This is a genomic window from Paraburkholderia panacisoli, assembly GCF_008369935.1.
Classification (GTDB): Bacteria; Pseudomonadota; Gammaproteobacteria; order Burkholderiales; family Burkholderiaceae; genus Paraburkholderia; species Paraburkholderia panacisoli.
In genome coordinates this window covers 19,647-42,579 of record NZ_VTUZ01000049.1, presented here as the reverse complement: position 1 = coordinate 42,579, position 22,933 = coordinate 19,647, and the positions used below count along the sequence as shown (strand labels likewise).

Below are 22,933 nucleotides of genomic sequence, written 5' to 3'. Positions count from 1 at the left end.
CATGACGCACGACACCGCAATTCCCGCTGCAAGCGCGCTTCTCACCAGCGACAAAACGCCCAGCCCCGAAGCCTTCAACGGCCGCATGTACATCGACGGCACGTGGGTCGAGGCCGCGGATGGGCAGCGCTTCGAGCGCCGCAGCCCGGCGCATGGACACATCGTCAGCACGTTCCCGGAAGCGACGCCCGCCGACGTCGAACAGGCAATCCAGGCGGCCGATTCCGCGTTCCGTCACGGTCAATGGCCGAAGCTCAAGGGCGCCGAACGTGCGCGGATTCTTCTCGCGGTCGCCGACGGCATCAAAGCTCGCGTCGACCCGATGTCGCTGCTCGAATCGCTGGAAACGGGCAAGCCGCTCACGCAGGCGCGCGGCGAAGTGTCGGGTTGCGTCGATCTGTGGCAATACGCGGCGAGCCTCGCGCGCACGACGAGCGGCGACGCCTACGACACGCTCGGCGATGACATGCTCGGCATCGTGTTGCGTCAGCCGATCGGCGTGGTGGGCCTGATCACGCCGTGGAATTTCCCGTTATGGATTCTGTCGCAGAAGCTGCCGTTTGCACTCGCGGCAGGCTGCACGTGTGTCGTCAAGCCGAGCGAGCTGACATCAAGCACGACCGTCATGTTGATGGAGATTCTCGAAGAGGCCGGTGTGCCCGCCGGTGTCGTCAACGTGGTGACGGGCAAGGGACCGTCCGTCGGTCAGCCGCTCGCGGAGCACGACGCGATCGACATGCTGTCCTTCACCGGCTCGACGCGCGTGGGCAGCCTGCTCGGCGGACTCGCTTCGAAGAAGCTCAAGAAGGTCGCGCTCGAACTGGGCGGCAAGAATCCGCAGATCGTGTTTCCGGACTGCGACTGGGACGCGATGGTCGATGCCGTCGTCTTCGGCGTGTACTTCAACGCGGGCGAGTGCTGCAACAGCGGCAGCCGCGTGCTCGCGCACGAATCGATTGCCGCGCGTTTCGCCGAGGCCGTGATCGAGCGCGCGCGACAAGTGCCCGTCGGCGATCCGCTGCACCCCGAGTGCAAGATCGGCGCGATCGTCAGCGAGAACCAGTTGAGCGAGATTCTCGGCAACATCGATAAAGGCATCGCGGCCGGCGCGCGTCTGCGTCTGGGCGGCAAACGCTATCACGCGAACGGACTGTATCTGGAGCCGACCGTCATCAGCGATGTCACGCCCGACATGGGCATTGCGCGCGAAGAAATCTTCGGCCCCGTCCTCGCCATCATCCCGTTCACCGACGCGCAGCATGCGGTCGAAATCGCCAACGCGACCGCTTACGGTCTCTCCGCGGCCGTCTGGAGCAACGACATCAACACGTGTCTAAGCGTCGCGCGCGGCGTCGATGCAGGCACGGTCTGGGTCAACACCTTCCTCGACGGTTATCCGGAGTTGCCGTTCGGCGGCTTCAAAGCAAGCGGCGTCGGCCGCGAACTCGGCAAGCAGGCAGTCGAGGACTACACCGAGACGAAGACGATCCAGCTGCATATCGGAGAGCGCAAGAACTGGTGGTTGCCGCGCAAGGCGTCCTGACCCAAACCGACCGATAACCCGCCACGGCATGCCCGCTGTGGCGTCCACAAGAAAGCCCACCAAGAGAGCTTCATCATGGAGACGAAGATGTTCAACAAGCGTATTGCTGCAATTGCAGCCGGACTCGTTGCCTGCCACGCGCTATCCGCGCTCGCAGCCGATGGCAAACAGGTGGAAGTCATGCACTGGTGGACTTCCGGTGGCGAAGCCAAGGCACTCACCGTTCTGAAAGACGGGCTGAAAACCCGAGGCTATACATGGAAGGACAGCCCGATCGCGGGCGGCGGCGGCGAAGCCGCGCGCACGGTCCTGAAGGCGCGGGTCGCGTCGGGCAATCCACCCGATGCAATCCAGATGCTCGGCTTCACGATCCCCGAATACGCGCAGGAGGACTATCTGCAGAACCTCGATGCAGTCGCATCGAAAGAAGGCTGGGACAAGCTCGTGCCCGCGCCGATCCAGAAATTTTCCAAGGTCGATGGACATTGGGTCGCGGCCCCTGTCGACGTGCACCGCACGAACTGGATCTGGGCGAACAAGAAGATTTTCGACCAGCTCAAACTCACGCCGCCGAAAACCTTCGACGAACTCGTCGCCGATGCCGACAAGATCCGCAAGGCGGGCTATACGCCGCTCGCGCACGGCGGCCAGGCCTGGCAGGAAGCGACCATCTTCGACAGCGCCGTGATGTCCGCGGGCGGCGCAAAGTTCTATCAGCAGGCGCTCGTCAAGCTGGACCCCGGCGCGCTCGGCTCCAAAACGATGGAGAAAGCCTTCGACCAGATGCGCGCGCTGCGCGGCATGGTCGATCCGAACTTCCCCGGCCGTGACTGGAATCTCGCAACGTCGATGGTGATCAACGGCAAGGCCGCGATGCAGATCATGGGCGACTGGGCCAAGGGCGAGTTCGCGTCGGCAGGCAAACAGGCGAACGTCGACTATCTCTGCTTCAACTATCCCGGCACGGACGGCGCGTTCATCTTCAACACCGACCAGTTCGCGGGCTTCAAGAAGGGCGACGCGAGTCTTCCAGGGGAATACGCATTCGCGTCGACCATCATGGACAAGGGCGTGCAGGCGAAATTCAACCAGATCAAAGGCTCGATACCTGCGCGGCTCGATGTGCCGCAGGATGGCTTCGACGAGTGCGGCAAGAAGTCGATGAACGACATGCGCGCCGCGCTCAAGACCGACTCGATGGTCGGCAGCTTCGCGCACGGACACGCGATGCCCGATGGCCCGAAGAACGCGGTCTACGACGTGGTCACGCACTTCTTCAATTCGAACCAGTCATCCGCGGACGCCGTCAAGGCGCTCGTGGCGGCGGTGAAGAACGCGCAGTAAGCCAACCGGTCCTTGCGCGATGGCGGTCTGAACCACCGCTTTGCGCAAGTCCCGTCATCCCGGACGGAAGGTGTTGCCATGCTATTGCACAATCGCGCCCACGCGGCGCCTCCTCTTGAAGACCTGAACAACGGTTCGGGCCATAGTCCCACGCGCAAACGCTCGAGTTTGCGCAACCGCTTCGAGGCCGTTTTGCCCAAGCTGGTGCTGAGTCCGACGTTGATCATCACACTGATCTTCGTGTACGGCTTCATCATCTGGACAACGGTGCTGTCGTTCACACGGTCGCGCGCCTTTGCGAACTTTCACTGGGCAGGCCTGCTTCAATACGGCCGAGTCTGGGAACACCCGCGCTGGCACGTGGCGATCGGCAACCTCGGAATCTATGCCACCCTCTACGTCGTGCTTTGCATGGCGATCGGCCTTGGTCTGGCGATCCTGCTCGACCAGCGGATTCGCGCCGAAGGCGGTCTGCGCGCGCTCTTTCTCTATCCAATGGCGCTGTCGTTCATCGTCACGGGTACCGCGTGGAAATGGATTCTCAATCCGGGTTTGGGCCTCACCAAACTGTTCCATGACTGGGGCTGGACGAGCTTCCGGTTCGACTGGATCATCGACGACGACATGGCGATCTATACCGTCGTCATCGCCGCTGTATGGCAGGCGTCCGGCTTCGTGATGGCGATGTTCCTCGCCGGCCTGCGCGGCATCGACCAGGAACAGGTCAAGGCCGCGTCGATCGACGGCGCACGCATGCCGGCCATCTATCGCCGCGTCATCATTCCGCAGCTGCGCCCGGTCTTCGTGTCCGCGTTCGTGATTCTCGTGCACCTCGCGGTCAAGAGCTATGAGCTCGTCATTGCATTGACTGGCGCCGGTCCCGGCTATTCCACCGAATTGCCGTCGACCTTCATGTACTCGTTCACCTTTACCCGCAACGAACTCGGCATGGGTGCGGCGAGCGCGGTCATGATGCTGTGCACCGTCGCGGCCATCATGGTGCCTTACCTCTACTCCGAAATGAGACCCCGCCGCAAGAGCGGCGGCCATTGACTCGATACATAGCCCTTAGGAGACAACAATGGCTACCAGGACATGGGACTCGCCACAGATGGTGGTGGGCAAACACAACTACGTCTCGCGAATCGTCATCTATTCGCTGCTGGCGATCACGGCGGTGGTCTATCTCGTGCCGCTGCTCGTGATGCTGCTGACGTCGTTCAAGCCGCTGCCCGAAGTCTATTCGGGCAACATCCTCGCCATTCCGCACCAGTGGACGCTCGATGCGTGGCAAAAGGCGTGGGGTTCGGCATGCGTGGGACTCGAGTGCTCCGGCGTGAAAGGCTTCTTCTGGAATTCCTTCCGGATGGTCTTTTCGGCCGTGGCCATCTCCACGCTGCTCGGCGCGTTGAACGGCTACGTGCTGACCAAATGGCGCTTCAAAGGCGACAACCTGCTGTTCGGCCTGATCCTGTTCGGATGTTTCATCCCGTTCCAGATCGTGCTGATTCCGATGGCGTCGTTTCTCGGCAAGGTCGGACTCGCGCAATCGATCAGCGGCCTCGTGTTCGTGCATGTCGTCTACGGCCTATGCTTCACGACGCTCTATTTCCGCAACTACTACATCGCGTTTCCGGATGAACTGGTCAAAGCGGCGATGATCGACGGCGCCCGCTTCTTCCGCATCTTCTTTCGCATCCTGCTGCCCAACTCGGTGCCGATCATCACGGTCACCGTGATCTGGCAATTCACGAACATCTGGAACGACTTCCTGTTCGGCGCTTCGTTCACGACGGGCAGTTCCGCGCCGATCACCGTCGCGCTGAACAACATCGTCAATACGTCGACCGGCGTCAAGGAATACAACGTCAACATGGCCACGGCCATGATCGCGGCGCTGCCGACACTGCTCGTCTATGTGATTGGTGGTCGCTATTTCGTACGCGGTCTGATGGCCGGTTCGGTCAAGGGGTAAATCATGTCTTCTCTGCACGTATCCAACGTTCGCAAAGCCTACGGCTCCACCGAAATTCTCAAGGAGATCAACATCGATGTCGAGGACGGCGACTTTCTCGTCCTCGTCGGACCATCGGGCTGCGGAAAATCGACACTGCTGTCGCTGATCGCCGGACTCGACACGCTCTCGGGCGGCGAGATTCGCATCGGCAACGACAAGGTCAACGATCTGCATCCGAGCGAGCGCGACATCGCAATGGTGTTCCAGAGCTACGCGCTGTATCCGAACATGTCCGTCGCGCAGAACATCAGCTTCGGGCTGGAGATGCGCAAGGTCTCGAAGCCCGAGCGCGAGAAGGCCGTGCAGGATGCCGCCCGCCTGCTGCAGATCGAGCACCTGCTCGACCGGCGGCCCGGCCAGCTATCGGGTGGTCAGCGTCAGCGTGTCGCAATGGGCCGCGCGCTGGTGCGTCATCCGAAGATCTTTCTGTTCGACGAACCTCTGTCGAATCTCGATGCGAAGCTGCGCGTGGACATGCGCACGGAAATCAAGAAGCTGCATCAGCGCCTGGGCGCGACCATCGTCTACGTCACGCATGACCAGATCGAAGCGATGACCCTCGCGACCCGCATCGCCGTGATGAAGGGCGGCGCGCTGCAGCAGCTCGGCACGCCCGCCGAGGTCTATAACACGCCCGCCAACACGTTCGTCGCGACCTTCATGGGCTCGCCGTCGATGAACCTGATCCCGGCTCGAATCGAGCGCGCAAACGGCTCGCTGCATCTGCACGTGGGCGAAGGCCAGAAGGTCATCGATCTGGCGTTGCCGCCGCAGTCCGCCGCCGTCGAGCGCTACATCGGCAAGAAGGTGATCGCGGGTCTGCGCCCCGAGGCGATCGGCGTGGAGAACGAGCGCGCCGCGTCGGCACTGCGCACGGTGCCGGTGACAATCAACGTACTCGAACCGACCGGCCCCGACACGCTCGCCGTGCTCGACTTCGGCGGCATGGAAGTGTCCGCGCGGCTCGGCGCCGACATGCCGCACGTGTCCGGCGAGCGATGCGAACTGCGCGTCGATCTGTCGAAGCTCGTGCTGTTCGACGCCGACACGGAAATCCGGATTCACTGAGCGCCCAGCGCGACAACAGAGGGTGCAACCATGAGCAAGACAGACGGAAAGTGTCCCACCGCGCTGGTGACCGGCGCGCGGCGCGGCATCGGCCGGTCGATCTGCGTGTCGCTCGCGCGGCGCGGCTTCGACATCGTGCTGACGGACGTCGTGAACGACGAGCACGCCGCCACGACCTGCGCGCTGGTGCGCGACGAAGGCCAGCAGGCGCTGTTCATTCAGAGCGATCTCGGCGATGTGGCTGCGCATGCGAGCGTGGTCGAACAAGCCTTGCGCTTGAACGGAAGTATCGAGTGCCTCGTCAACAATGCGGGCATCGGCTCGCCGAGCCGCGGCGATCTGCTCGACGTTGCGCCGCAAGCATTCGACTCCGTGCTCGGCGTCAATCTGCGCGGCACGTTCTTCATGACGCAAGCCGTCGCGCGCCACATGGCCTCGACGGCATCGAACGCACCTCGTTCGATCGTGACGGTTTCGTCGGTGTCAGCGGAGATGGCGTCGCCCGAGCGGGCCGAGTACTGCCTCTCCAAGTCCGCGCTGCCCATGATGACGCGGCTCTTTGCACTTCGCCTCGCAGCCGCGAATGTCGGCGTGTTCGAAGTACGGCCCGGCATCATTCGCACGCCGATGACGGCGGGCGTCGCGCAGAAATACGAAGCGCGCTTTCGCGAGGGCCTGGTTCCCGCCGGTCGCTGGGGCGAGAGCGACGAGGTGGCCCAGGCGGTGGCGACGCTGGCCGACGGGTCGCTGCCCTTCGCGACAGGCAGCGTGATCAACGTGGATGGCGGGTTGTCCATCCCTGCATTCTGAGCCGACTGACATGAAAACGACGACGTACGACTATGTGATCGTGGGCGGCGGCTCGGCCGGCTGTGTATTGGCCAATCGCCTGAGTGCCGATCCTTCGATCAAGGTCCTGCTGCTCGAAGCCGGCGGCTCCGATCGCCACCCGTTCTTCTCGATGCCCGCGGGCTTCGCGAAGATGACGCGCGGCATCGGTTCGTGGGGCTGGTTCACGGTGCCGCAAAAGCATCTGAACAATCGCGTGCTGCGCTTCACGCAGGCGAAAGTGATCGGCGGCGGTTCGTCGATCAACGCGCAGATCTACACGCGCGGCGTGCCTGCCGACTACGACGATTGGGAACAGAAAGCGGGCGCCACGGGCTGGTCCTATCGTGATGTGCTGCCCTACTTCAGGAAGTCCGAGAACAATCAGCGTTTCGCGAACGAGTATCACAGTTATGGTGGTCCACTCGGCGTATCGAATCCGATCAGTCCTCTGCCGATCTGCGAAGCGTTCTTTCAGGCGGGACAGGAACTCGGCATCCCTTTTAATCCGGACTTCAACGGCGCCAGTCAGGAAGGTCTGGGCTATTACCAGCTGACGCAGTTGAACGCGCGCCGTTCATCGACGGCAGCGGGGTTTATCCGGCCCGCGCTCGGACGGCCCAATCTGAGCGTCTGGATGCAGGCGCGCACGCTTCGCGTGATTGTCGAGGGCAAGCGCGCGACGGGCGTCGAAGTGGTTGTGGGGGACAGCCGCCAACCGCAGACCGTGCGCGCGTCGCGCGAAGTAATCGTGTCGTCGGGGGCCATCGGTTCGCCGAAACTGCTGATGCAGTCGGGCATCGGTCCCGCCGATCATCTTGAATCCGTCGGCATCGCGCCGGTCCACCACCTTCGCGGGATCGGCTCCAATCTTCAGGATCACCTCGACCTCTTCGTGATCGCCGAGTGCACTGGCGATCACACCTACGACAAGTACAACAAACTGCACAACGCCGCGTGGGCAGCACTGCAATATCTGCTGCTGAAAAAAGGCCCCGTTGCATCGAGTCTCTTTGAAACGGGTGGCTTCTGGTACGCGGATCGCGACGCGCGCGACCGCTCGCCCGACATCCAGTTTCATCTCGGCCTCGGCTCCGGTATCGAAGCGGGAATGGCCAAACTGAACAATGCGGGGGTCACGCTGAACACCGCGTATCTTCGTCCGCGCTCGCGCGGCACGGTGCGCCTTGCCAGCGCGGACCCCGCTGCCGCGCCGCTGCTCGATCCGAACTACTGGTCGGACCCGCACGATCGCGACATGGCGATCAAGGGCTTGCGGCTCGCGCGCGACATCTTGCAGGCCCCCGCGCTCAGACGCTATGTGCAACGCGAAATTCTGCCAGGGCCCAATGCCCTTACCGACCAGCAACTGTTCGAGTACGCGTGCGCCAATGCGAAAACCGACCACCACCCCGTCGGCACTTGCAGGATCGGGCCGCACGACGATCCTGACAGCGTCGTCACACCGGACCTGCGTGTGATCGGGCTCGAAGGTCTTCGAGTGGTTGACGCGTCCGTCATGCCCCTTTTGCCATCGTGCAACACGAATGCACCGACGATCATGGTCGCCGAAAAAGCCGCCGACATGATCATTCAATCCCAGACCTCGAGAGGAACCCATGAAGATCAATCTGCCGACACCGGAAGGATCAGTCCTGCCATACACGATGCAGCAGCGGGACGAACAGGTTCCGCCGTCCACCGCGCCGACGTTTAACCGCATCGCGTATGCGGCGGCACATGTCGTCGTCGATCCTTCACGTGCCTATGAGCCGTGGCGCGATACGCCGCAAGTCGACTGGGACGCCACGCTGGCATTTCGCAGCTATCTCTATGGGTTGGGATTCAAGGTGGCCGAGGCGATGGATACCGCGCAGCGCGGGATGGGCATCGGCTGGCCGACCGCTGCCGAGTTGATCCGCCGCAGCATCGCGCACGCGCGCGGCATTCCCGGCGCGGACCTGGCGTGTGGCGCGGGCACCGATCATCTCGATGGCGGCCGCCGTCATACGCTTTCCGACATCGTTGGAGGCTATCAGGAGCAGTTCGAGGTGATCGAATCGGCGGGTGGCCGGCCGATCATGATGGCGAGCCGCGCGCTGTGCGCGACGGCGCGTTCCGCCGACGACTACAAGCGCGTCTATGACGCCGTCATCTCCGCGTCGCGCAACAAGGTCGTGCTGCATTGGCTGGGCGAAGCGTTCGACGCGTCGCTTGCGGGCTACTGGGGCAGCCGCGACGTGGCGACGGCGATGGCGACCGTGCTCGACATCATCCGGCTTCATCGGGACAAAATCGAGGGCATCAAGATTTCGCTGCTCAACGCGGAGTATGAACGTCAGCTCAGGTCGCAGTTGCCCGAGGGCGTCGTGATGTTTACAGGCGACGACTACAACTATGGCGAACTCATCGCCGGCGACAGCACCGGACATTCGCACGCGCTGCTCGGCATCTTCGATCCAATTGCGCCGGTTGCATCGCGTGCACTGGCAAAGCTCGCGACCGGCGACGCGGATGCGTATCGCCAGCTTATCGACCCGACTGTGGCACTGTCGCGCGAACTCTTCGCCGCGCCTACGCAGTATTACAAGGCCGGCGTCGTGTTTCTCGCGTGGCTCAATGGCCATCAACGGCACTTTTCGATGGCGGGCGGGATGCAGTCGGCGCGATCGGTCGCGCACTACGCGGCGGTATTCCGGAAAGCGGATCTCGCGGGCGTGCTGATTCGCCCCGAACTGGCGCGCCGTCGTATGAGCGAATTTCTCAGCGTCGCCGCGGGTATCGACAACTGAAAAACGGTGCGCGCATCACGCGCACCGATTGGAGACGAAGTCATCGAGCGGTCGCTGTTCCGGGCGATAGTCTCAGCGGCCGACGTGATCAGTGCATTAGCAATTTGCGAAACCAGGCGACAGCCCGCCACTGCGGGTTGCCGTTTGAGTTGGGCACGGCAATGCGCGTGCCCATTTCGTAGCAGTCACGGCACCGGATCAACCCTCGACCTGCCCCGCCGCAATATCCTCAAGCGACCTGCCACGCGTCGGCACCCCCATCAGCACCACGGCCAGCGCACCGGTCAGCAACACGAGAGTCGTCGCGCCGAACACTCCGCCAAACCCCAGCAGCGGATAAACATACCCGACGAGAATAGGCGCGGCAATCGCACCCAGCCTTCCAATCGACGAAGCGAGCCCCGTACCCGTTGCGCGCACGTCGGTGGGAAAGACCTCCGGCGTATAGGCATAAACGCCGGCATAGGTGCCGTTCATGAAGAACGACAACAGAATCCCCGAGACCATGATGCCCGCATCGGTGCCCGTCAACGCGAGCCCAAGCGCCGATACGCCGCCGAGGATCATGTATGACGCGATCGTCGCCTGCCGGCCGATCTTCTCGTTGAGCCATGCGCCCGAAAAGTAGCCCGGTATTTGCGCGATGTAGATCACGAGCGAATACGAAAAGCTTTTCGTGATCGTCATGCCGTTCTGAACCAGCAAGCCGGGAATCCACGTGAAAAACGCGTAGTAGCTGAACGTGATGGAAAGCCACATTAGCCACGTCATCGCCGTGATGCGCGCGAGCTTCGAGGTCCACAACGCCTTGACATTCGCGACCACCGACGCCCGTCCCGCCGCAAGAGGCACGGCTCCCTCCCGCACGGAAGACAGCGGTTCCAGCTGCACGCCCGCTCGCATCACCTCGGACTCCATCCGCGACACGACCGCATCGGCCTCCGCGTGCCGGTCGCGCGCCTCGAGCCAGCGCGGCGATTCGGGCAACGCGCGCCGCCACCAGAGCAGCATCACAATAGGGAGCGCAGTGATGACCATCACCGCCCGCCATGCATTGGGTGCGAGCGGAATCACCAGATACCCGAGCAGCGCGGCCGCCACGAAGCCGAACGAGAAGAACCCCGCGAGGCTGCCGGTGAAACTCCCGCGATACCGGCGCGCCACGAACTCCGAGAGAAACGGCGCGACAATCGCGCTTTCGGCGCCCGTGCCCAAGCCTGCGACAATGCGTGTCGCGAGAAAAAAGCCCCAGTCATTGGCGACCGCGCTGGCAAGCGACGCGACGCAGTAAATCACGAGCGCATACATCATCACCTTGCGCCGGCCGATGATATCGCCGAGCATGCCCGCGAGCATCGCGCCAAAGAAGTAGCCCATGAACGTGCCGCTGCCCAGCACGCCCGTCTGCACGCTCGTCAGCCCCCATTGCACGCGCAGCACCGGCAGCAGGAATGCGAGCACCGCGGCGTCCATCGCATCGAAGGTGTAGCCGAGGCCACCCATCAACAGCAGACGGCGGTGAAAACCTGAAAACGGCAAGCGCTCGATGCGAGCGGCAATCATCGACATGTACAGGCTCCGATAGGGATGGTGGGGCGCTACGTACGCAGCGCCATACATTCAAGCGTGATTCACGCAGCACGTTCGAGGTCGTTGACGAACAGCCGGCCATCCTTCATCACCAGCGGAATATGCTCGCCCTGACCTAACAGGCAATCGACCGATTTCAGCGGATTGCCGTCGACCACCAGCACATCGGCATGGGCACCCGGCATGATCCTGCCGAGCTTGTCCTGCTTGCCGAGTATTTCCGCGCCAACGACGGTCGCGCTCGCGATCACCTCGGCCGGCGACAGCACTTCGGCCAGAAGCCGGAACTCGTCGCTTTGCAGACGCTGCGCCTCGCCGAGCAGATCCGTGCCGAAGCCCATCTTCACCCCGGCGCGCTTCATGATTTCGATCGACTGCATACCGGCGCCATGCACGTCCTCGATCTTCGCAATGCTTTCCGGCGGCAGTCCGTATTTCTCGCCTTCGCTTGCAAGGGCGTCGTAGGTGACGAGCGTCGGCACGACATACGCGCCGTGCTCCGCGACGAGGCGCGCGGTTTCATCGTCGATCAGATTGCCGTGTTCGATCGTGCGCACGCCACAACGTACCGCGCGCGCGATTGCCGCCGGCGTATAGGCATGAGCAAGCACGTAGGTGCCGCGCCCCTGCGCTTCCGCGACGATCGCGCGAATCTCGTCTTCCGAGTAGCCGAATGCACCGACCGGATCGGTCGGCGAAGCAACGCCGCCAGACGCCATGATCTTGATCTGGTCGGCGCCCATCTGCAGTTCCTCGCGCACCGCGCGGCGCACAGCATCGACGCCGTCCGCCACGCGACCGAGCGCGCCCACGCGCACGCAGCATCCGCACGGCGAATCGGGCGGCAGGTAGTCGGAGCGGGCGCGCGGATCGGCGTGACCGCCGGTCTGGCTCAACGCGCGGCCCGAGACGAAAAGACGCGGCCCTTCGACGAGTCCCGACTCGACCGCCTGCTTGAATGGATGCCCTGCACCGCCCGCGTCGCGCACGGTGGTGAAGCCGCGGCGCAGCATCGCGCGCATGATCGGCACGGCGCGCAGCGTAACGAGCACATTGGGCAGTGTCGCCACGCGCGGCAGATTGAACTCGATGGCGACGACATGCACATGCAGATCGATCAGACCCGGCATGATCGTTTTGCCTTTGACGTCGATCACGTGCGCGTTGCTGCTCTTGATCGGCCGGTCGGACACTTCGCGCACGAAGCCATCCTCGATGAGGACTTCGTAGCCTTCCAGCAGATCAGGACGAGTAGGATCGAGAAGCGCGCCGTTACGTAATAGAAAGCTAGTCAACGTGTGTCTCCTTCAGGTGTCGATCACAGCGCCCGGCATCCGGGCCTCACTTTCGAGTATGCAGGCTAGTGCGTGGAAGCGCTGCCAGGATTTTCATCAGGAGTGTTATGAGCCGCATGAAGTCTGTGCGCTCTTCGACGTGTCGCGCGAAGCAGTGCATGCTCGACAGTCGACGCATCATGCTGCACTGCGATGGCTTCGCAGTGATCCCGCAAATATTTCTAGTGATCCCGTAAATATCTCAAAAAAGCTTTTCCCACATATTGATCTTTTGAGCGCGTGAGCATTAAGATGGCTGCGTTGGCTCGCGACATGCCATCCGCTTGCAGCGGTGACATTGCGCAGCAGCCATCCCCGACCTGATCCTGCTCGCGACGCGAGGCCAACGGATCGGATTCCCCGCGAAGCAGCAAGCCCAGCCAGGAGACGGAGATGCTCAGTCCACATGAATTCGCGACTCTCATGCTACTCAAGGATGCGCCGGATCTGCCGAGTCTGGACGGTGCGGATCTTGAAGCGCTTCTGGACCGCCAGCTCGTCACGCTGGAACAACTCGCTTCCGGACGGCAACGTCCTCTCATCACGCATGACGGCGAGATGTTTCTGAACGCCGCCGCTCGCATCCTCAACGACGACTGACACGTATCGCCTGATCTCTTTCACAGTCAAGGAGTGTGCCGTGGGCGAATCGGGGATAGGAATCACGGTGGGTCTGTGCGGGCTGACCGCTGCCGTGCTGCTGGTTGCCAGTCACTATTGGCGCGAGTGGATGCGTCGAAGGCACCTGAAACGGATGGACCATCGCGATTGCTGGGAAGTGATGCGCGACCGGCGCTGACGGTGCGTGACGGAGCGCCCGTCGCGGTCGCCCGTCGATAATCACGAGTCACTACATGGGGTTCTCGGGGCTTTCGCGAGTACTCCTTCGATAGGGAGACGAAGACATGCCCGAGCCGTCATTGGCAGAACGAATCCGTGAGTGTGCATTCCTGCTTTGGCAACTGGACGGCAGCCTCGAAGGCTGCGCCGACGAATATTGGCGAATGGCGCGCACGCTGATGGAGCGGGAAGCCCAGCCTCAAGTCGCGCAACCCCCATTCGATTCGGACTGCCCGGCGGCGGAGTGATCGTTGGGCAAGCTCAAACCTGTTTGATTCAATCGAAGGCGCAGCGAAGCCGGTCGCGGGAATACCGATCATGATCTGGCTAGCCAATGCAGTGCTGATCGTGCATGCGCTGCTTGCGTTTTTTATCGTATGCGGGCTTGTCGCGATCTGGACGGGCGCCGGTCTCGGCTGGGACTGGATACGCGACCGGCTTTTCCGGCTCGCGCATCTGCTGGCGATTGTTATCGTGTCGACGCTGTCGCTGGTTGGTATCGCGTGTCCGTTGACGGTGCTGGAGGACTGGTTGCGTACCGGTTCGCTGGAGCAACAAGGCTTCATTCAGCGCTGGGTGAGCCGCCTGCTTTACTACGATTTGCCGGCGTGGGTGTTCACACTTGCGTACGTTGTTTTCGCATTGCTGGTGTTGCTCACCTGGCGCCTGATTCCACCACACAGCGTAGGTCACTCGAAGGCGACGCGCCGGTGAGCCGCGTTGCTTCCTTGGTCTACAAGTCACCCGCCTGTTCCGCCATCAGCGGCGTCACCGAGTTCACAGCCTTCGATGCTGCCTGGCCTTCACTCACACCAACGGCGCTTCATCCGGCGACTCTTGCTCATCCTTCGCGTGGCGCTTTTTCATCATAGACGGATCGCGCACGATGGTGACCGCGCACGGTGCGTACGCGAGGACCTGACGCGCGACCGAGCCGATCAGCCAGCGATCGAACGGCGTATGACCGCGATGGCCGACGACAAGATGATCGATACCTTTCCGCTCCGCGTAGAGCACGATCTCCTTCGCGGGCTGCCCGATCACGATATCGAATTCCGGGTGCTCACCATTCGAGGCGAGCTTCGCCTTGACGTCGTCGAGGATCTCGTTGGCATGCCGCAATTCGAGATCGACCAGTTCCTTTCTTTCCAGCTCTATGGCGCCCCAGTCCGGCGCGCGCGCCACGACGAGCACACACAAGTGCGCGTCGAAGCGCTTCGCGAGATCGACCGCGAACGTAACGGCATGTCGCGCGGATGGCGACCCGTCATAACCTACCAGCACGTTTTGCATGATGTGCTCCTGTGCGGTTCAAACCGGACCATGTCTTGATTGAAACCGCGAGCGTTCGTCGACTTCGCGGCGGCGGCGCGGGAAAGCATGCGCGACCATCCGTCTCGCGGATGCGCCGCGCGGCTCGTTGCGAACGACGTCGATCCGGGCGGCGTTAAATCAGTTGTCGTCGCTTCGCGGTGGGAGATGCTCATGAGGTACGGGCTCTGCCGCATCGGCGTTGGGAAGGTCGCCTTCTGCCGGCTTTTGCGATCGCTGTGATTGGGACTGGCCGGTCGTGCCGGAGGGGTTCTGCGCGGGGTCGAGAGGCTTGTCAGTCGGCTCAGCGGATGGGTTGGAGGGCATGGTTTGCTCCTGCGCTGATGAATGCTGTTTCTACCATGATAGACCGCTTCTCGAATTTGAGGGATGCGTGAAACGGCGTTCGCCGCAGCGATTGCTGCGATGCGCAAGCGGGCGACTTTTATTCGTAGACCTGGTGTATACATAAGGCGGCTGCGCCAACGATCCAGCCTTCGCCAATATCGAATGACCAATACCGGGACACGAACGCGCAGCACGCAAATCCCTAATACTTTTTCATCGGCCCCGGCAACACGTCATGCCGGCGTTTCTTCCCGCCCCGCTTCACGCACAGGCGCGAAACCGCGCGAATCGCTTTTCGCCAAGGACTACGCACCTCACGTCCCGCAGAGTTCGATTCGACCGCAGCGATTAGCACTGCGATCATTGCGGTATTTGTTATTCGGCTCTTCGCCGCGAAGAGATGGCCGACGCTGTCGATATCACCAGATCCGCGAAACGCCGTTCGTCGCGATCCGCCTGCCAGCGCGGCCGCGCAACCGCAATGTTGACCGCGCCCACCGCGCGCCCATGTGCGTTCGTGATGGCAGCCGCGGTCGAGATGTCGCTGACGAAATACTCGTCTTCGGTGTGCGCATAGCCTTGCTTGCGAATCTGCGCGATGCGTTCCTTGATCTTGCGCGGCTGGTGCACGGTCGCCGATGTATAGGCGACCAGATTCGTGCGCGCCAGGATATCGTCGATCTCACCGTCGCCGAAGGTCGCGAGAATCGCGAGCCCCGGCGCCGTGCAATACGCAGGCAGACGCGAGCCGGTGATCACGTGCGCGTTGAACACGTTGCGGCTCACGATCCGCAGCACGAACACGATGTCCGTGTCGTCGAGCACGGTCAGATTGGTGGCCTCTTCCGTTTCCGAGCCGAGTTGCTGCAGATAGGGCGTGGCGCGGCTCACCAGTTCGTTCGAGGTTAGATAGTGGTAGGTGAAGTCGAGCAGCTTCGGAGAGAGCTCGTACTTGCGGCTGTCGGGGTCCTTGAACAGATAGCCGAGCGCGGCGAGCGTGTACGTGAAGCGCTGCGTCGCGCTCATGTCGAAGCCCGTGAGCGCCGCGATTTCCGACAGCGACAACTGCCGCTTGCTGCCGTCGAAAGCGGTCAGCACGGTCATCGCCTTCTCCACCGACTGCACATACAGCGACGACGCGGTCGGATCGGCGGCCGCCTCCGGCACATCCGCCGAGGCAGTTTTCTTTTTGAGCGCGGTTTTTGGCTTCGCGGTTGTCACGGTGGAGATAGCGATTGTTATGACAGAACAAGATTATCGCATGAAGATAATGCTCAATCTATATACGATAACTGTCACTGTGCGACCTTGGCCTGTTTGCGGTCCCACGCGTCGTCCACCGTGCGCGGCAGCAGATGTTTGCGAATCCGCTCGCTGGCGGTGAGTTCGAATTGCGACACGGCCCGATAATAGCGCGGCAACTGGAAACTCGCGAGGCGTTGCCCGGCCCACTCGTGCAGCGAGTCCCAGTCGACGGCGGCGCTTTTGAACTGCACGTTCAGCAGGATGTCCTGTTCGCCGATCGCCGACGCGACACCGATCGCCGCGCTCGCCTGAATCGCCGGATGGCTCGCGAACACGCGCTCGATCTCCCACGCCGACACGTTTTCGCCGCGCACGCGCATGCTGTCGGTGCGCCGGCCGACGAAGAACAGGTCGCCGTCGGCGTCGCGCCGCGCGCTGTCGCCGGTGTGCAGCTTGCCGTTGCGCAGCGCGGCGCGGGTCGCGTCGTCGTTCTTCAGGTAGGTCGGCAGGAATGTGCCTTCCACGCGGCTCGACAAGACGATTTCGCCGACCTCGCCGTCGGGCACCGGCGCGCCCTGCTCGTCGAGCAGTTCGACGTCGATCCACGGCAGCGGCTTGCCGATCGAGCCGGGCTTGCCGCTGTCATTGAGCGTCGCGAAACTCGAACACTCCGTCATGCCATAACACTCGCGCAGGCGCAGCCGCAGGCGCGCTTCGACCGCGTGCCAGGCCGCCGCGCTCACGCCCGCGCCCCAACCCACGCGCAGCGTGTGCGAGGCCGGCGGCGCGGCGTCGGGCAGTTGCATCAGGATATCGAGCACGCCGCCGAGATAATGCAGTTGCGTGGCCCTGGAATGCGCGATCTGCTGCCAGAACTGCGTGGCCGAAAAGCGCGGCACCACGAACAGTCCCACCGTTTCGAGAAACGGCAACAACAGCATTTGCGCGCCGCCGATATGACACAGCGGTTCCCACAAGAACAGGCGATCGCCGGACCGCACGTCCGCGACCTTCAGCGCCGCTTCGCTCGCAATGCGCATCATCCGGTGCGTGAAGACCACGCCTTTCGGCGCGCCGGTCGTGCCCGACGTGTAGATCACGCACAAGGGATCGTGCACGTCGATTGGCGGCGTCAATAGAGACGCGCTCGTGTCGCTCGCAACGAATTCGGGCAGCGTCACGCGACGCGTATGGTCGCATTCAATCCCCTCGATCACAGCATCGAATTCGGCTTCCGACACGAACAGTTTCGGCTCGGCATGCTCCAGCAGATATTCAAGCCCCGCGCCGCGCAGCTTCGTGTTCACGGGCACCCATACCAGGCCGCTCAACATCAGTGCGTAAATCAGGTGGATATGTTCGGGGCTATTGCCGAGCATCACGGCCACGCGATCGCCGGCGACCAGGCTCTGCCGCGTGAACCAGCCCTGCAATTGCGCGACGCGTTGCGCCGCTTCGGCGCAGGTCACCGCACGTTCGTCGAAATGCAGCACGGTGCGCGACACGTCCTGTTGCAGTCCGGCGGCGATCAACGGCGCGCAGCCCAGCGCGTCGTCTGGATGACGTTGAGGAAAGTATTCTGAATAGCGATGCATAGCTGAATGATCCGGAAACGTTACAGTTGGCGCGCGTTGCGCTTGAGCCGGGAAGAAATGGACACTACCAGCGCGATCAGCACGATGAGCGTCGTGGATACCGCCGCGAGCGTCGGCGTGATCGCGAGCTGGATGTCGTCCCACATCTGTTTGGGCAGCGTGGTGTTGATGCCGCCGCTCACGAAGATCGCAATGGTCAGGTCGTCGAACGAAACGAGGAAGGCGAACAGGAACGCCGACGTGACGCTCGCCATCAGCAGCGGCACCAGAATCGTCGCGATACGTCGCAACGGCGAAGCCCCCATCACGCGTGCGGCGTCGTCGAGACGCCAGTCGAACTGGCGAAATCCGGCAGACAGCGTGACGACCACATACGGAATCGCCAGCACCGTATGGCCGATCACGAGACCGGCATTGGTGCCCGTCAACCCGAAGCGCGCGAACAGATACAGCAGGCCGACCGCGACCACGATGCGCGGCACGATCAACGGCGCGACCAGCAGCGCGAACAGCGGCTTGCTCGCGCGGCGCGGCATGCGGGTCAGCGCGAGCGTCGCGCCGAATCCGAGCACGAGCGAGAGGACCGCCGTGCCGAAGCCCACTTCGAACGAACGGAGCAACGCGCTCTGCCACACCGGCGAACCGAGGAAGGTGCCGAACCACTTGACGCTGAAGAGCTTCGGCGGAAACGCAATGAAGTCGCTGCGCGTGAACGCGTACGGAATCACCGAGAGCACCGGCGCGACCAGTACGGCGACGATCGCGAATGTATAGAGACGCAGTGGTCCGCCGCCACCGTCCACGCCGCCCGCAGCACTTGCGCGACGCCGCGCGAACGGTGCGGTAAGCCGGCCCGCGGCGATCAGCGCGGCCAGCTTGAATCCTTGTGCGCGCGAGCCCCGGCGTTTGTCCTCGACCTCGCCCGCCAACGAGGACAGTCCCACCAGCCGGTCATACACCAGGAAGATCGCGACCGAACTCAGCAACAGCACCGTCGATAACGCGCCGGCAAAGCGCATGTCGAACAGTTCGAGCACCGACGAAATCACCAGTTGCGCGACCATCGTTTCCTTCGGCGAGCCGAGCAGTGCAGGCACGATGAAGAACCCGAGGCTCGTGATGAACACGAGCAGCCCCGCCGCCGCGACACCCGGCGACGACAGCGGCAGGAACACGGTAAAGAAGCTCATGCTGCGTTGCGCGCCGAGCGTTTGTGCCGCTTGCGCGAGGCGATCGTCGATGCCGCGCATCACGGGCAGCATCGTCATCACCGCGAGCGGCAGCATCGCGTGGACCATGCCGATCAGCACGCCGGTCAGCGAAGGGATCGTGCCGCTGGTTTCGCTGACGAGACCCAGTGCGAGCGCGACAGTCGACAGCACGCCGGTTTTCGAGAGCAGCAGCATCCACGCATAGGTCTTGACGAGATAGCTGGTCCAGAACGGCAGCATGATCCACAGCAGCCAGCGCTCGCGCAGGCGGATCGGCAAACGGCTCAGCAGATACGCGACCGGGTAGCCGAGCAGCACCGACAGCGCCGCCGTCATGAAGGAAATCGAAAAGGTGATCCACAGCACTTTCGCGTACACCGGCGTGCTCGCGATGCGCTGAAACTGCCCGAGCCCGAAGCTGCCGTCGGCATTGAACAGGCCGCCCTGCAAAATCTCTCCCACCGGCACGATGAAAAAGACCAGCAGGAACAGCAAGGTCGGCACGATCGGCAGAAAGCGGAGCGAACGCGCGACCCACGCGAACTGGCGCGGGCGCTCGTCTTCGCGCGGACGTCGCGCGTGAAGGGCGATGGTCATGGAAATTCCTTGGGCGGGGCTTGGGGTGCTCAATAGCTGCGCGGTCTGCGTCAGGCGCGCAGCAGCATGGTGCGATGCGGGTCCCACACGAGGCCGACGGTATCGCCCACGCTGGCCGACTGGCCGCGCGCGCAACGCACGGTGAGACGGCTGCCGTCCAGCATCGTCAACTGCACGCGGGTATCGCTGCCGAAGAACACGATGTCCGAGATCTTGCCGTCGACGAAACCGCTTTTCGGCTCGACCAGACGCGGCGCTTCCGGACGCACCAGCAAACAGTGTGTCGCGCCGGCGCCCGCCGCGACGGGTTGCGGCAGCGGCACGCGGCCACCCGCGGCCAGCAGGATCGCTTCGCCGCCCGGGCCGCGCGTATCGGCCAGCGCGCCTTCGAGCAGATTCGAATGGCCGATGAAGCCGGCGGCAAAGCGCGTCGCCGGCCGGTCATACAGATCGACCGGCGTGCCCACCTGTTCGATGCGCGCCTGGTTCATCAGGCAGATGCGGTCCGACAGCGTCAACGCTTCGTCCTGATCGTGCGTCACGTACACGAAGGTCGCGCCCAGTTCCTTGTGCAAACGGCGGATTTCCGACTGCATATGCTCGCGCAGCTTCTTGTCGAGCGCGCCGAGCGGCTCGTCGAGCAGGATCACCGAGGGCCGGTAGGCGAAACAGCGCGCCAGTGCGATGCGCTGCTGCTGGCCGCCGGACAGTTCTTTTGGAAAACGCTGCGCGTACTCGCTCATGCGCACCATGTTCAGCGCATCGTCCACGGCGCTGCGCACTTCAGCGGGCTTCTTGCGCCGCATCCGCAGGCCGTATGCAACGTTGTCCCACACGCTCATATGCGGAAACAGCGCGTAACTCTGGAACACCATGCCGATGCCGCGCCGCCCGGGCTCGACATGCGTGACGTCGCGGCCGTCGATCTCGATGCGGCCCGAAGTCGGCGCGACGAGCCCCGAGATCATCTGCAGCAGCGTGGTCTTGCCCGAGCCGGATGGTCCGAGCAGCGTGAGAAATTCGCCCGCCTGCACGGTCAGGTCGGTCGGCTGCAGCGCGACGGTTTCGCCATAGCTTTTGGCGAGTCCGATCGCTTCGAGTTTTGCGCTCATGGCCGCCCTCTTCAGGAAATGATCCAGGTGTTGAAGCGCTCGGTGACCTTCTGACGATTGTCGGCCCACCACTGCGGACTCGGCAGACGCATATCGCGAAGGTTGTCCGGCGCGGTCGGCAACAACGCCGCGCGCGGCGCCGGAATCGAGTCGAACGACTTGCGGTTGGTCGGGCCATAGGCGAGCGTCTGCGTGAGCACGGCCTGACGTTTCGCGTCGGCGCAAAAGCGCACGAACTGCTTCGCTAGTTCGGCGCGCGGCGTGCCCTTCGGAATGCCCCAGCCTTCGATCGAATACAGCCCCTGGTTCCAGACGATCGCAACCGGCGCGCCGGCGTCTCGTGCGGCCTGCGCGCGGCCATTCCATGCCGAGATCATGTCGACGTCGCCACTCTGGATCGCCTGCATGGCCTGCGCGCCGGAGGTCCACCAGATGTTCACGTGCGGCTTGATTTTGTCGAGGCTGCGAAACGCCCGGTCGACATCGAGCGGATACAGCTTGTCGAGCGGCACGCCGTCCGCGAGCAGCGCCTGTTCGAGCGTGTCGAGCGGACTGCGGCGCAGACAGCGGCGGCCCGGAAAGCGCTTCACGTCCCAGAAGTCCGCCCACGACTTCGGGCCGTTCTGTCCGAACTTGTCCTGACGATACGCGAGCACGGTCGAATACACGTCGACGCCGAGCCAGTTCGGCGTGACCGCCTCTGCCATCACGTCCGGAAAGTCGCCCGCCTTCAGGCCGATCGGTTCGAGAAAGCCCTTTGATTCGAGGTACGGAATATCGGCGGAGAGCGTGAGCGTCGTGACGTCCCACACGAAGTTCCTGGTCTGCACCATCGCAGCCAGTTGCGCGACCGGCTGCGACTCGCGCGCGACGCTGACAACCTTGATGCCGGTCGCCTTCTCGAACGGATCGTAGAACGCCGCGCGATAAGCCGTGGTGTAAGGGCCGCCCGGGTCCGACACCACGATCTGCTTCGCTTGCGCGCCGCCCAGCCTCGGCACCGCGCCCGCCAGCGCGACGGCGCCCGCGCCCTGCAGAATGCGGCGCCGCGTTGGATTGAAATCTTGCGTCATGCTCAGGTCTCCCGCACAGGATGAATGGATGCAACGAACTCGGCCACGCTGCGTCCTTCTCTGCGCGTGCCGTGCCACCTGATTCCCCGACTTATTTCGCGCGCTGACGGAAAAACGCTTCCATCATTCGCGCCGGTTCGCCCGAGTCGTACGCTTCGCGCTGGATACGCGCGCCGGCTTCGATCGCGGACCGGAAGCCCGGCTCGGTCATCTCGCGGAAACGCTGCTTGTCCAGACGCATCGCAACCGGCGGCTTCGCGGCGAGGTCGGTCGCGATCTCGAGCGCCTTGTCGAACACTTCGTGCGCCGGCACCAGGTAGTGAATCAGGCCGATCCGCATGCACTCTTCCGCGTCCATCAGCCGGCCCGTCAGCGTGAGTTCGATCGTGCGCGACATGCCGAGCATCTCGCTCATGATCCAGGGGCCGGTGGTGCTCGCAATGCCCGCGTTGATCTCCGGCTGCCCCATGCGCACGCCCGGATGGCCGACGCGAATGTCGCCCAGCAGCGCCACCTGAAACGCGGAGCCGGCCGCCGTGCCGTTGAGCGCCATCACGAGCGGCTTCTTCAGGCTGCGCAGTACCGTGTAGTAACGCTCCCATTCCTTGATCCACGCGACCGCCCGTTCACCGTCGAAGTCGTGCGCCTCCGCCAGATCCTGGCCGGCGGAAAACGCGCGATCGCCGGCGCCCGTCATCACGATTGCCGCGACCTTGTCGTCGGCGTCGAAGCGCTGCAACGCGTCGATGATCATTTCGCGCATCGCGGTGGTCCACGCGTTCAATCGTGCAGGCCGGTTCAACGTGATGACTGCAACGCGGCCGTGATTCGAAACCAGGATGTCTTCGCTCATGTTTTATCTCATAGTAATAACAGGTAGTGCTATTCAATATACGCACATCAAAATCGCGGTGCAAGCATTCCTGGTTTCGGGTTTACGCCGAGCGTCGAGTCGTCGACGTCGAACGCCTGGCGGATGAGAAACCGCGCGGCACGCATCGCTCACCAGGCGCTGACGGGGCGATGGACTGGCCGCTTCAGTAATTACACGCATTTCGATCGCAATGCGATTAATTGCATTTCAA

Annotated in this window: 21 protein-coding genes; 12 read left to right on the top strand and 9 right to left on the bottom strand. The window is 63.1% G+C overall.

Features of this window, described 5'->3' with window-relative positions; genetic code table 11:
• Nucleotide 1: 1 nt before the first annotated feature.
• From FVF58_RS41935 to FVF58_RS41900, 8 genes are all read left to right on the top strand, one after another.
• On the top strand, nucleotides 2-1,543 hold the full coding sequence (locus FVF58_RS41935; protein ID WP_149675520.1) for an aldehyde dehydrogenase family protein: 1,542 nt from the start codon (nucleotides 2-4) through the stop codon (nucleotides 1,541-1,543).
• 87 nt (nucleotides 1,544-1,630) lie between these two features.
• Entirely contained in the window at nucleotides 1,631-2,887 is a 1,257-nt protein-coding gene (locus FVF58_RS41930; RefSeq protein ID WP_149675519.1) for an ABC transporter substrate-binding protein, read from the top strand.
• A gap of 78 nt (nucleotides 2,888-2,965) precedes the next feature.
• A complete protein-coding gene (locus FVF58_RS41925; protein ID WP_149675518.1) occupies nucleotides 2,966-3,940 on the top strand; it encodes a carbohydrate ABC transporter permease in 975 nt (324 codons plus the stop codon).
• Nucleotides 3,941-3,998: 58 nt separating this feature from the next.
• Complete coding sequence (locus tag FVF58_RS41920) at nucleotides 3,999-4,862, top strand: carbohydrate ABC transporter permease (protein WP_188131114.1); 864 nt, start codon at nucleotides 3,999-4,001, stop codon at nucleotides 4,860-4,862.
• Between the two features lie 3 nt (nucleotides 4,863-4,865).
• Nucleotides 4,866-5,972 carry an ABC transporter ATP-binding protein gene (locus FVF58_RS41915; RefSeq protein WP_149675516.1) on the top strand — a complete coding sequence of 369 codons (1,107 nt, stop codon included), beginning with the start codon at nucleotides 4,866-4,868 and terminating at the stop codon, nucleotides 5,970-5,972.
• A 30-nt stretch (nucleotides 5,973-6,002) separates the two neighbouring features.
• Complete coding sequence (locus FVF58_RS41910) at nucleotides 6,003-6,782, top strand: 3-ketoacyl-ACP reductase (RefSeq protein WP_149675515.1); 780 nt, start codon at nucleotides 6,003-6,005, stop codon at nucleotides 6,780-6,782.
• A 10-nt stretch (nucleotides 6,783-6,792) separates the two neighbouring features.
• Nucleotides 6,793-8,517: a GMC family oxidoreductase gene (locus FVF58_RS41905; protein ID WP_149675514.1), complete on the top strand. Its 1,725-nt coding sequence runs from the start codon at nucleotides 6,793-6,795 to the stop codon at nucleotides 8,515-8,517.
• Nucleotides 8,420-9,592: a dihydrodipicolinate synthase family protein gene (locus tag FVF58_RS41900; protein WP_149675513.1), complete on the top strand. Its 1,173-nt coding sequence runs from the start codon at nucleotides 8,420-8,422 to the stop codon at nucleotides 9,590-9,592. The genes FVF58_RS41905 and FVF58_RS41900 overlap by 98 nt, the downstream gene beginning before the upstream one ends.
• 198 nt (nucleotides 9,593-9,790) lie before the next feature.
• Here the strand turns inward: FVF58_RS41900 and FVF58_RS41895 are convergent, their stop codons facing one another.
• Nucleotides 9,791-11,161, bottom strand: a complete 1,371-nt coding sequence (locus FVF58_RS41895; RefSeq protein WP_149675512.1) for an MFS transporter — start codon at nucleotides 11,159-11,161, stop codon at nucleotides 9,791-9,793.
• 62 nt (nucleotides 11,162-11,223) lie between these two features.
• On the bottom strand, nucleotides 11,224-12,477 hold the full coding sequence (locus FVF58_RS41890) for a metal-dependent hydrolase family protein (protein WP_149675511.1): 1,254 nt from the start codon (nucleotides 12,475-12,477) through the stop codon (nucleotides 11,224-11,226).
• 432 nt (nucleotides 12,478-12,909) lie between these two features.
• Between FVF58_RS41890 and FVF58_RS41885 the strand changes: the two genes are divergently transcribed.
• The 4 genes from FVF58_RS41885 to FVF58_RS41875 all read left to right on the top strand — a co-directional run bounded on the left by FVF58_RS41885 (nucleotide 12,910) and on the right by FVF58_RS41875 (nucleotide 14,070).
• A complete protein-coding gene (locus tag FVF58_RS41885) occupies nucleotides 12,910-13,116 on the top strand; it encodes a hypothetical protein (RefSeq protein WP_149675510.1) in 207 nt (68 codons plus the stop codon).
• A gap of 40 nt (nucleotides 13,117-13,156) precedes the next feature.
• The gene (locus tag FVF58_RS51935) at nucleotides 13,157-13,315 is read left to right on the top strand and encodes a hypothetical protein (RefSeq protein WP_188131110.1); all 159 of its coding nucleotides are present in this window, start codon (nucleotides 13,157-13,159) and stop codon (nucleotides 13,313-13,315) included.
• Between the two features lie 106 nt (nucleotides 13,316-13,421).
• Complete coding sequence (locus FVF58_RS41880; RefSeq protein WP_149675509.1) at nucleotides 13,422-13,604, top strand: DUF2934 domain-containing protein; 183 nt, start codon at nucleotides 13,422-13,424, stop codon at nucleotides 13,602-13,604.
• A gap of 70 nt (nucleotides 13,605-13,674) precedes the next feature.
• Nucleotides 13,675-14,070, top strand: a complete 396-nt coding sequence (locus FVF58_RS41875) for a DUF2784 domain-containing protein (RefSeq protein WP_149675508.1) — start codon at nucleotides 13,675-13,677, stop codon at nucleotides 14,068-14,070.
• 93 nt (nucleotides 14,071-14,163) lie between these two features.
• On the opposite strand, the gene FVF58_RS41870 is transcribed toward FVF58_RS41875, so the two are convergent.
• The 7 genes from FVF58_RS41870 to FVF58_RS41835 all read right to left on the bottom strand — a co-directional run bounded on the left by FVF58_RS41870 (nucleotide 14,164) and on the right by FVF58_RS41835 (nucleotide 22,701).
• On the bottom strand, nucleotides 14,164-14,649 hold the full coding sequence (locus FVF58_RS41870; protein WP_149675507.1) for a universal stress protein: 486 nt from the start codon (nucleotides 14,647-14,649) through the stop codon (nucleotides 14,164-14,166).
• 741 nt (nucleotides 14,650-15,390) lie between these two features.
• Entirely contained in the window at nucleotides 15,391-16,236 is an 846-nt protein-coding gene (locus tag FVF58_RS41860; protein WP_149675505.1) for an IclR family transcriptional regulator, read from the bottom strand.
• Nucleotides 16,237-16,310: 74 nt separating this feature from the next.
• The gene (locus FVF58_RS41855; RefSeq protein ID WP_149675504.1) at nucleotides 16,311-17,855 is read right to left on the bottom strand and encodes an AMP-binding protein; all 1,545 of its coding nucleotides are present in this window, start codon (nucleotides 17,853-17,855) and stop codon (nucleotides 16,311-16,313) included.
• Between the two features lie 20 nt (nucleotides 17,856-17,875).
• Nucleotides 17,876-19,663 carry an ABC transporter permease subunit gene (locus tag FVF58_RS41850; protein WP_149675503.1) on the bottom strand — a complete coding sequence of 596 codons (1,788 nt, stop codon included), beginning with the start codon at nucleotides 19,661-19,663 and terminating at the stop codon, nucleotides 17,876-17,878.
• Between the two features lie 50 nt (nucleotides 19,664-19,713).
• On the bottom strand, nucleotides 19,714-20,775 hold the full coding sequence (locus tag FVF58_RS41845; RefSeq protein WP_149675502.1) for an ABC transporter ATP-binding protein: 1,062 nt from the start codon (nucleotides 20,773-20,775) through the stop codon (nucleotides 19,714-19,716).
• An 11-nt stretch (nucleotides 20,776-20,786) separates the two neighbouring features.
• Entirely contained in the window at nucleotides 20,787-21,848 is a 1,062-nt protein-coding gene (locus tag FVF58_RS41840) for an ABC transporter substrate-binding protein (RefSeq protein WP_149675501.1), read from the bottom strand.
• A 91-nt stretch (nucleotides 21,849-21,939) separates the two neighbouring features.
• On the bottom strand, nucleotides 21,940-22,701 hold the full coding sequence (locus FVF58_RS41835; protein ID WP_149675500.1) for an enoyl-CoA hydratase/isomerase family protein: 762 nt from the start codon (nucleotides 22,699-22,701) through the stop codon (nucleotides 21,940-21,942).
• Nucleotides 22,702-22,933: the final 232 nt, after the last annotated feature.

Bases quoted from the DNA above. Each gene is read 5' to 3' on its own strand.
- FVF58_RS41935 (WP_149675520.1), top strand. From the start codon at position 2: ATGACGCACGACACCGCAATTCCCGCTGCAAGCGCGCTTCTCACCAGC.
- FVF58_RS41930 (WP_149675519.1), top strand. From the start codon at position 1,631: ATGTTCAACAAGCGTATTGCTGCAATTGCAGCCGGACTCGTTGCCTGC.
- FVF58_RS41925 (WP_149675518.1), top strand. From the start codon at position 2,966: ATGCTATTGCACAATCGCGCCCACGCGGCGCCTCCTCTTGAAGACCTG.
- FVF58_RS41920 (WP_188131114.1), top strand. From the start codon at position 3,999: ATGGTGGTGGGCAAACACAACTACGTCTCGCGAATCGTCATCTATTCG.
- FVF58_RS41915 (WP_149675516.1), top strand. From the start codon at position 4,866: ATGTCTTCTCTGCACGTATCCAACGTTCGCAAAGCCTACGGCTCCACC.
- FVF58_RS41910 (WP_149675515.1), top strand. From the start codon at position 6,003: ATGAGCAAGACAGACGGAAAGTGTCCCACCGCGCTGGTGACCGGCGCG.
- FVF58_RS41905 (WP_149675514.1), top strand. From the start codon at position 6,793: ATGAAAACGACGACGTACGACTATGTGATCGTGGGCGGCGGCTCGGCC.
- FVF58_RS41900 (WP_149675513.1), top strand. From the start codon at position 8,420: ATGAAGATCAATCTGCCGACACCGGAAGGATCAGTCCTGCCATACACG.
- FVF58_RS41895 (WP_149675512.1), bottom strand. From the start codon at position 11,161: ATGTCGATGATTGCCGCTCGCATCGAGCGCTTGCCGTTTTCAGGTTTT.
- FVF58_RS41885 (WP_149675510.1), top strand. From the start codon at position 12,910: ATGCTCAGTCCACATGAATTCGCGACTCTCATGCTACTCAAGGATGCG.
- FVF58_RS41880 (WP_149675509.1), top strand. From the start codon at position 13,422: ATGCCCGAGCCGTCATTGGCAGAACGAATCCGTGAGTGTGCATTCCTG.
- FVF58_RS41875 (WP_149675508.1), top strand. From the start codon at position 13,675: ATGATCTGGCTAGCCAATGCAGTGCTGATCGTGCATGCGCTGCTTGCG.
- FVF58_RS41870 (WP_149675507.1), bottom strand. From the start codon at position 14,649: ATGCAAAACGTGCTGGTAGGTTATGACGGGTCGCCATCCGCGCGACAT.
- FVF58_RS41855 (WP_149675504.1), bottom strand. From the start codon at position 17,855: ATGCATCGCTATTCAGAATACTTTCCTCAACGTCATCCAGACGACGCG.
- FVF58_RS41850 (WP_149675503.1), bottom strand. From the start codon at position 19,663: ATGACCATCGCCCTTCACGCGCGACGTCCGCGCGAAGACGAGCGCCCG.
- FVF58_RS41845 (WP_149675502.1), bottom strand. From the start codon at position 20,775: ATGAGCGCAAAACTCGAAGCGATCGGACTCGCCAAAAGCTATGGCGAA.
- FVF58_RS41840 (WP_149675501.1), bottom strand. From the start codon at position 21,848: ATGACGCAAGATTTCAATCCAACGCGGCGCCGCATTCTGCAGGGCGCG.
- FVF58_RS41835 (WP_149675500.1), bottom strand. From the start codon at position 22,701: ATGAGCGAAGACATCCTGGTTTCGAATCACGGCCGCGTTGCAGTCATC.